This is a genomic window from Nonomuraea lactucae, assembly GCF_003313395.1.
GTDB lineage: Bacteria > Actinomycetota > Actinomycetes > Streptosporangiales > Streptosporangiaceae > Nonomuraea > Nonomuraea lactucae.
Genome location: NZ_QNFZ01000750.1, coordinates 1 through 4,125 on the forward strand (window position 1 = coordinate 1; position 4,125 = coordinate 4,125).

Genomic DNA, 4,125 nt, shown 5'->3' on the forward strand with positions numbered 1-4,125 from the left:
TCTCGCCGCGGCTGGCCCGCGGCGCCATGGCCGCCGGCTGGCACCTGCGGCTGCTGCCCGCGGCGCCCGGGCTGTTCGAGATGCTGCTGCGGCTGCCGGTCATGAGCACGGAGCGGGCTCGGGACGTGCTGGGCTGGACGCCGCGGCACTCGGCCGCCGACGCCGTGCGGGAGCTCGTGGAGGGGCTGCACGAGGGGGCCGGGATGGACACCGCGCCGCTGGCGCCCGACGGCGGGCCCGCGGGGCGGCTGAAGGAGGTCGCCTCCGGCGTCGGAGGACGTCCGTAAGAGTCTTGCGGGTGCTGAGGCCGCGTGGGAGGCGATTCGTGGCTGCTGGTGGTCAGGCCGCGCTGGTGCCGCCGCTGCCCTGGGCGGGGCGGCGAGGGGGCTTCGGTGGGCTGAGGGCGGCGGTCAGGGCGTCGTCCACGGTCTCGTGCACCGGGAGGTGGGCTTCGACCCGGGTGATCCTGACGATCCGGGCGGGCATGGTCTGCAGGGCGGCCAGCCGGGCGCTGCCGCCGTGCCGCGCGACCGCCAGGCACGAGTTGAGCAGGGCGCGCAGGCCCGCGCTGTCCATGAAACGCACCTCGGTCAGGTCGAACACGAGGTGATCGCCCGGCCCCTGGCGCGCATCGGCGACGTACGACTCCAGCCGACCGGCGTTGGTCGCGTCGAGCTCACCGCCGACGGCGATCACGGTGACGCCCGGCAGGTGCTGGGAGGCGTACGTCAGCCAGGACATCACGGATCCCATGGATCCGAGGCCTGTGGTCGAGCGCAGGTCGCCATGAACGAACCATAGCCCCTCGCATCTGCCGCGGTCGTCCAAGGAAACTTGGGATTCCAATGACGAATATCGCGGTCTGCCTACTCGTGGTTGCGTGAAGCATGTGCTAGTGGGCGGATCTGCGAGCTTTGTCCTCTTTGCGGTTGGCGGGCGGCTGACCAGCCGTAGGTCAGCTCTTTTCCGTTATGGCGGCGGTGGCCTGGTCGGCGCTCGGATAGAGGTCGAACGCCTGTGACAGGCCCGTCATGCGGAAGATCCGTTCGAGCCGAGTGGTCAGCCCGGCCAGCGCGATCGTGCCGCCGCGCTCCAGGATGAGCTTGCGCAGGACCAGGAACAGCCGGATGCCCGTGGAGTCGCAGAACTCCAGCCCGCTCAGGTCCAGCACGAGGTGCCGGTGCTCGGGCGCCAGCAGGCCGTCCATGTCGGCACGGAGCTGGACCGCGCTGATGTAGTCGAGCTCACCGCTCAGGGCCAGGACGCACGTGCCGGTGGTGGCGTCGGCCGAGGTCTGCGTCAGCTGAACAGGTGCGGTCACCGCGAATGCCTTCCCTCGATCGGAGGAACTGCGCCGGGGTCGATCAGCGTCGCCGTCATGTGCTCGTCGTCACCGTCTTCTCTTTCGCGATCACATGCAGTTTAGTCACGTTTTCCGCAGATCGTGCCCGTCCGGGAGGGTCTAGCAGGGCTCGTACGTGCCGGCGATCGGCTCGCGGTGGAGCAGCCGGGTGAAGAGGTCGACCCACAGTGGCATGACGGCGTCCGGCGCGTACGACCTGGCCGTGCGCGCGGCCGCGGCCCCGAGCCGCAGGCGCAGCTCGCGGTCGCCCATGAGACGGTCGAGGGCGGCCGCCAGCCCGCCGACGTCCTCAGGTGGCACCAGCAGCCCGTCCACCTCGTGCGTCAGCACGTCGCCCGGGCCGGTCGGGCAGTCGAACGCGGCCACCGGCAGGGCGTGCCCCATGGCTTCGATCATCACCATGGGCAGTCCCTCGAAGCGTGAGGACAGCGCGTAGACCGACGCGTGGGCGAGCTCGCCGTCGAGCCGGTTGGTGCGGCCCATCAGCCTGACGCGGCCGTCCAGGCCATTGCGGCCGACGAGCGCCGCGAGGGCCGCCCTCCTCGTCCCGGAGCCGAAGATGCGCAGCTCCCAGTCGGCGTGCCGGCGGGCCGCCTGGCCGAACGCCGGCACGAGCAGGTCGAAGCCCTTCTGCCAGACCAGCCGGCCGGCCGCCACCACGACGGGGTTCTCCTGCCGGGACGGCTCGCCGGACGGCGAGACCGGGTTGGGGATGCGCACGACCGGCGTACACCCCAGCAGCTCGCGGTAGGCGAGCTGGTTGGGCCGGGTCAGCACCGCCACGGCGTCGAAGCGGCCGTAGTAGCGGGCGATGTCCTCGCGGACCGGCTCGGGGTAGGCGCGCAGGTTCATGTGGTCCTGCGCCACGCGGACCACGCTCTTCGGGGTGCGGCGGGCGGAGATCAGGTTGAGCGCGGGCCGGGTCGTGACGAGGACGCCGTCACGCAGCGAGGAGACATAGTCGATCACGGTCTTCTCCACCCGCTCGGTGAAGTAGTCGGCAGCGAACTCGCCCCGCGGCACCATCCTGCCCCGCACCCGCCGCCACGCCCTGCGGCTCAGCGAGTCGGCCGGCACCCCGTCGCGCTGGTCGACCAGGGTCACGATCCCCACACGGGCGTCGAGGCCGAACTGTGGAACGTTCCCGCGACGGACCACGCTGACGATCTCCACCTGGTGGCCCAGCGCCGCCATCGCGCTCGCCTGGTTGAACACCGTGCGGATCGTCCCGCCGAGCCCGTAGGCGTGCAGCAGCAGATAGCGGATCCGCATGGGGGCGCCGGGGGTCGCGGGGCCGCTCATAGGTACCCCCAGCTCCCGCACATCGGCCTGAGCGCGTCGGGGATCTCGCCGGGAGCCGGGAGGGGGCGGCCGGGCTGGACGCTGCCCGAGCGGATCTTGTCCTGCCAGTCGCCCAGGCCCTTGCTCACCACGCCCGGCGTGCCGTACTCCAGCATCTCCCGCGTCCACGGGATGCCGAGGAACTCGCAGACGGCCCTGGTCTCGCGTTCGGGGTCCTCGGTGAGGCTCTCGTAGCGCACGGTCAGGCCGGTGAGCCCCTTGCGGGCCCGCTGCACCGCCTTCATGTAGCGCAGCGCGTCGGCCGTGGCCTCGGCGCGGGAGCGCCTGCCGGGCGCGGCCTCGTACCAGGAGGCCGCGATCGAGGCGGGGTGGCGCAGCAGGAAGACGAAGCGCGCGTCCGGCCAGCAGGTGGCGATGCGCTGGTAGGCGAAGGCGTTGGCGGGCGTCTTGTCAACGATGAACTGCTTGCCGCTGCGTACCAGCTCGCGGTGGAGCACCCGGTCCCACAGCAGGTGTTCGAGGTCGGCCTGGTTGTGGCCGAGCGCGCCCATCGCCCTGCGGGCCAGCGCGGTGCCGAAGCCGACGCTCAGCCTGCGCACGTGCAGCTCGTGCGGGGCGTGCAGCATGGGGTGCGCGTCGAGCATCGCGCGCAGCAGCGTGGAGCCGGACCTGACGGGCGACAGGATGAACACCGGCGCCGTCAGCAGCCTGTCGAGCGCGGGATCGGCCGGCGGCCTGACCGGGACCTCGGTGTCTCCTCCCGCGGACGCCGGCCGGGGCGTCGATCCGGCCCGCACCAAGCGGACGCCGGCGAACCTGCCTAGCGCCTGGTTGACCTTCCGCTGCCAGGTCATGAGGTGGGAACTGCCCATCGATCCCGGTGACCACCTGCGAATCCATCTACCGGAATACCCGTTCGGACCTCTGACAAGCGCTCCGTCACCGGTCGTCGTGGTCCGGGTCGTACCTCGTCGGCTCGGAGGGCAGGGTGTAGCGCTCCTCGATCAGCTCGGTGACGCGGCGCAGGCTCTCCTCCGGGCCCTCACGGCCGTGCGAACTGTCGCCCGCCTCGCGTTCCACCGCCGCGACGGCGTCGGCCAGCTCGTCGTCGCCCAGCGAGTCGCGGATCCACGTGGAGTAGTCGCCGCGCCCCAGGTGGTACGTCCACGTCCCCTCGTCCACACCCTCGCTCAGCTCGACGAACGTGTGGAGGTTGCGGGCGCGCAGGTTCAGGCGGTCGTCGGGGCCGGTGAAGTAGAAGCTCTTGTCCTTCGACATCGTGCCGGCGGCGTACTTGCGCCGGTGCCGGGCGCGCTCGGTGCGGGCGGGCTCCACCTCCACCGGTTCGGCCTCCTCGGAGCCGCACCACCACAGGACGACCCCGCTGTCCGGCAGCCCCTCCACGGCGGGACCCGGCCGCCCGAGCGCGCCGGCGAACGCGGCGAGCGTGCGGCCGGGCC

Annotated in this window: 4 protein-coding genes and 2 pseudogenes; 1 reads left to right on the top strand and 5 read right to left on the bottom strand. The window is 72.0% G+C overall.

Annotated elements, in window-relative coordinates; genetic code table 11:
- Positions 1–287, top strand: a pseudogene (locus DQW85_RS26640) (NAD-dependent epimerase); the annotation flags it as partial.
- A 52-nt stretch (positions 288–339) separates the two neighbouring features.
- Here the strand turns inward: DQW85_RS26640 and DQW85_RS26645 are convergent.
- From DQW85_RS26645 to DQW85_RS26665, 5 genes and pseudogenes are all read right to left on the bottom strand, one after another.
- A complete protein-coding gene (locus DQW85_RS26645) occupies positions 340–741 on the bottom strand; it encodes an STAS domain-containing protein (RefSeq protein WP_162795403.1) in 402 nt (133 codons plus the stop codon).
- 214 nt (positions 742–955) lie between these two features.
- Entirely contained in the window at positions 956–1,321 is a 366-nt protein-coding gene (locus DQW85_RS26650) for an STAS domain-containing protein (protein ID WP_113702675.1), read from the bottom strand.
- 141 nt (positions 1,322–1,462) lie between these two features.
- Positions 1,463–2,665, bottom strand: coding sequence for a glycosyltransferase family 4 protein (locus tag DQW85_RS26655; RefSeq protein WP_240197443.1), 1,203 nt, complete (start codon positions 2,663–2,665; stop codon positions 1,463–1,465).
- Positions 2,662–3,537: a sulfotransferase family protein gene (locus DQW85_RS26660; protein WP_240197444.1), complete on the bottom strand. Its 876-nt coding sequence runs from the start codon at positions 3,535–3,537 to the stop codon at positions 2,662–2,664. Before DQW85_RS26660 ends, DQW85_RS26655 begins: the two co-directional genes overlap by 4 nt.
- A 67-nt stretch (positions 3,538–3,604) precedes the next feature.
- Positions 3,605–4,125 (bottom strand): annotated as a pseudogene (locus DQW85_RS26665) (phosphoglycolate phosphatase); the annotation flags it as partial.

Coding starts and splice junctions, on each gene's coding strand:
- DQW85_RS26645 (WP_162795403.1), bottom strand. CDS start 741: ATGTCCTGGCTGACGTACGCCTCCCAGCACCTGCCGGGCGTCACCGTG.
- DQW85_RS26655 (WP_240197443.1), bottom strand. CDS start 2,665: ATGAGCGGCCCCGCGACCCCCGGCGCCCCCATGCGGATCCGCTATCTG.
- DQW85_RS26660 (WP_240197444.1), bottom strand. CDS start 3,537: ATGGGCAGTTCCCACCTCATGACCTGGCAGCGGAAGGTCAACCAGGCG.